Origin of the sequence: Falsiroseomonas oryzae (assembly GCF_027856955.1) — a bacterium.
In the GTDB taxonomy this organism is placed as follows: domain Bacteria; phylum Pseudomonadota; class Alphaproteobacteria; order Acetobacterales; family Acetobacteraceae; genus Falsiroseomonas; species Falsiroseomonas oryzae.
In genome coordinates this window covers 1-3,323 of sequence record NZ_JAPSMD010000518.1, presented here as the reverse complement: position 1 = coordinate 3,323, position 3,323 = coordinate 1, and the positions used below count along the sequence as shown (strand labels likewise).

Genomic DNA, 3,323 nt, shown 5'->3' with positions numbered 1-3,323 from the left:
CGGCGCGCGCCGCGCCGGGGTCGCTGGCCCAGGCCATGCCGGCCGGGCCGGCATGCGGCGTGTCGGACCAGGCGAAGCCGCCGAAGGGCGCGGCCTCCACCACGGCGCGGCGGCGCAGCAGCGCGGCCTTGGCCCAGACCTCGGCCATCGGTCCCGCATCCGAGCGCATGTGGAAGCTGTGCAGCACGCGCGGCACCTTGGCGATGGCGCCGTAGAGCTTCTCCCCGGCCAGCCGGCGCTCCAGCATGGCGAGCGCACGCTGGGCCGTCTCCGCCATGTCCACATGCGGGTAGGTGCGATAGACGCTGGCGCCGTCCAGCAGGCTCGCGATGCCGGGCGCCATGTTGCCGTGGAAGTCGAAGCTGGCGACCAGCGGCGTGGCGCCGACCAGCGCGCGCACCTTGCGGATGATGGCAAGGTCGGCGGCAGGCTCGCCTTCCGCCACGCAGGCGCCGTGCAGCGAGAGATAGACGCCGTCCCAGGGCGCGCCGGCGCGGAGCCCGCCCAGCACCTCATCGAGCCAGGTGCGGAACGCCTCGGCGGTCATCGGCCCGCCGGGCTGGGCGGCGGCGGCGCGGATCAGGTCCGCGGTCCAGCCCGGCCGCGCGGCCAGGAAGGCGACCAGCCCGCCGAGTTCGGTGCCCGTCCCGGCGTAGCGCGCCAGCCCCGCCTCCCCCGCCACCCATTCGCGGGAGCGGAAGGCATCGAGCCCGGTCGGGACCGGGGTGAAGGAATTGCCCTCGAACCACAGGCGGGCGACGGCGATGCGCGGCATGGGCGGAGGTTAGGCCCGACACGCCCCCACCCCAACCCTCCCCCGCGGGCGGGAGAGGGCGCGGGGGATCACAGCTGCTCGGTCCCGAAGGTGTCGCAGGCGTCGAGGCGCCCGCTCTCCAGCCCGCGGCGGAACCAGCGCACCCGCTGGGCGGAACTGCCATGGGTGAAGGTCTCGGGCTGCACGGTGCCGCGGGCGCGGCGCTGCAGCCGGTCGTCGCCGACCGCGGCGGCGGCGTTCAGCCCTTCCTCGATGTCGCCCTGTTCCAGGATCTGCCGCGCCTCGTGCGCGCGGCGGGCCCAGAGGCCGGCGAGGCAATCCGCCTGCAGCTCCACCCGCACCTGCAGCGCGTTGGACTGCACCTCGTTCGCCTGGCGCTTCAGCTGCTCCACGCGCGGGATGATGCCGAGCAGGTTCTGGACGTGGTGGCCGACCTCGTGGGCGATGATGTAGGCCGCCGCGAAGTCGCCGTTGGCGCCCAGGCTGCGCTGCAGCTGGGCCAGGAAGTCGAGGTCGAGGTACACGCGCTTGTCGGCCGGGCAGTAGAAGGGGCCGACCTGCGCCTGCGCCGTGCCGCAGCCGGACTGGACGACGCCGCTGTAGAGCACCAGCCGCGGCTCCTCGTAGCGGCGGCCGAGCTGCTGGAAGGCGGGGTTCCAGACATCCTCGGTCTCCGCCAGCACGCGGGAGACGAAGCGCGCGGCCGCATCCTCGGCCGGCGGGCGGCTCGCCACCTCGCCGCGCTCGACCGCGGGGGGCGCCGGCGCCGGGCCGCCGCCCGAGAGGATGACGCCGGGATCCACGCCGAACAGCAGCGCCAGCACGACCAGCACGATCGTGCCGATGCCGCCGCCGGCCACCATGCGGCCGCCGCCGAAGCCGCCGCCACGGCCGCGGCGGTCCTCGACGTTGCCGCTCTCCCGTCCATCCTCCAGCCGCATCGCCCTGTTCCTTCCAGACCGGATCGCGAACGTCCCCCGGCGCGCCGGGGTTTCAGCCGCCGCGCAGCAACGCCCCCAGCGCGTCCGAGACACCCACCGCCTCCCGCCCGCGCGGGGCGGCATAACCGCCGGCGCCGGGCTTCGGCAGGCCGAGCGCGACCAGCATCTCGGCCATCCTGACGCCGCAGGCGATCCCATCGACCAAGGGCACCGGGGCGCGCGGCTGCAGCGCGCGGTTCATGCCGGCCAGCGCTGCCCCGGCGAGCACCACGGCATCCGCCCCCTGCCCGGCCAGCACGGCCACCTCCTCCAGCACCCGCGCCTGCACGGCGGCTGGATCGGCCAGCGCATCGACGGGCGTCGCCGCGATGCGCCGCACGCCGACGCAGCGCGTGGCCAGGCCGTGCCGGGCCACCAGCTCCTCGTAGCTGCCGATGCCCACCCCGAAGGCCACCAGCCCGAAGCGGCCGCCCAGCATGCAGGCGGTGAGGCAGGCGGCCTCCGTCATGCCGACCACCGGACAGGGCATCAGCTGGCGCGCCGCTTCCAGCGCGGTGTCGTGGCTGACCGCGAGCACGACGGCATCCACCTGGCCGGCATGGGCGGCCAGGGTCTCGAGCAGGGCGTGGCCGGCGATCACGTTCTCCGGCCGCGTCGAGATGACGCGCGGGCCGAAGGCGGGCGTCGCGCCCAGGATCTCCGTGCCCGGCGAGGCGGCGGCGCGTGCCGCGCGCACGCAGGCCTCTGTGATGGCCGCGGTGGTGTTGGCGTTGGCGACGAGGATGCGCATCAGCCGCCCACCATGCCGCCGCCCGCGGCCGTGCCCTCGCCGATCGCCACCATGCCCTGCGGCAGGGCGCGGGAGTTCGGCGTGACGAGCAGGAGCCGCAGCGCCTGGCGCGTGCCGGACTCCGACGCCTCGGCGCCCGCCTCGCCGGAAGGCGCCTCGGCGCGGCGCTTCCAGACCTGGAGCGGGTTGAGCAGCAGCACGTCGCCCGGCCGCACCTCCACCCGCAGCGCGAGCCCGGGCTCTGCGGCGATGGCGTCCAGCAGATCGAGTGCCGCGATCTGCGCCGTCGAGAGCGGGGCGGCGCCGGGCAGGTGCTCCGCCGCCTCGATCGCGTCGCGCGCATAGCGGCCGACGAAGGCGCCCGACGCCATGGTGAAGACCGGCAGTTGCACCGCGGCGGGCGCCACGCCGACAGCACCCATCAGCAGGTGCGGCAGCGGCGCATAGAGCCGTTCCAGCGCGGCGCGGTCGCGTTTCAGCAATTCATTGTGCACGGTGGCCGCGGCGACCAGCATCGCCGGGTCCATCTCCGGCGGCTGGCGCAGCACCAGCAGCGCGACGATGTCGGCGGCATCGGCATGGAAGCGCCAGCGCGGCTGGTCGGTCGCAGGGCTCGCGAGACGCTGCACGATCTCCCCGCCCGGCCCCTGCGGCACGGCGCGGCCGAGATGGGCGCCGAGCAGCGGCAGCAGCGCCTCAGCCCCCGCCTCCCCCAGCCGGTCAAGCGAGAGGCCGCGCAGCAGGGCGAAGCCGCGGCCGGTGTCGAGCCGCGTCGCGGCCTGGCGCAGCACGCCGCCGAGCCGGGGCAGCGGCGCAT

At 75.8% G+C, this 3,323-nt stretch carries 4 protein-coding genes; all 4 read right to left on the bottom strand.

Annotation, left to right across the window (positions count from 1 at the left end):
• Positions 1-775 (bottom strand): M81 family metallopeptidase (locus OZN99_RS28110; RefSeq protein WP_270938526.1); only part of this gene is annotated, 775 nt, incomplete at its 3' end.
• Positions 776-843: 68 nt separating this feature from the next.
• The gene (gene ypfJ, locus OZN99_RS28105; protein WP_270938525.1) at positions 844-1,716 is read right to left on the bottom strand and encodes a KPN_02809 family neutral zinc metallopeptidase; all 873 of its coding nucleotides are present in this window, start codon (positions 1,714-1,716) and stop codon (positions 844-846) included.
• 52 nt (positions 1,717-1,768) lie between these two features.
• The gene (locus OZN99_RS28100) at positions 1,769-2,506 is read right to left on the bottom strand and encodes an aspartate/glutamate racemase family protein (RefSeq protein ID WP_270938524.1); all 738 of its coding nucleotides are present in this window, start codon (positions 2,504-2,506) and stop codon (positions 1,769-1,771) included.
• On the bottom strand, positions 2,506-3,323 hold an 818-nt coding region (locus OZN99_RS28095; protein WP_270938523.1), incomplete at its 5' end, for a TauD/TfdA family dioxygenase. The genes OZN99_RS28095 and OZN99_RS28100, both read right to left, overlap by 1 nt.

What these genes read in the sequence shown, in the direction of transcription:
- ypfJ (WP_270938525.1), bottom strand. Translation starts at nt 1,716, where the DNA reads ATGCGGCTGGAGGATGGACGGGAGAGCGGCAACGTCGAGGACCGCCGC.
- OZN99_RS28100 (WP_270938524.1), bottom strand. Translation starts at nt 2,506, where the DNA reads ATGCGCATCCTCGTCGCCAACGCCAACACCACCGCGGCCATCACAGAG.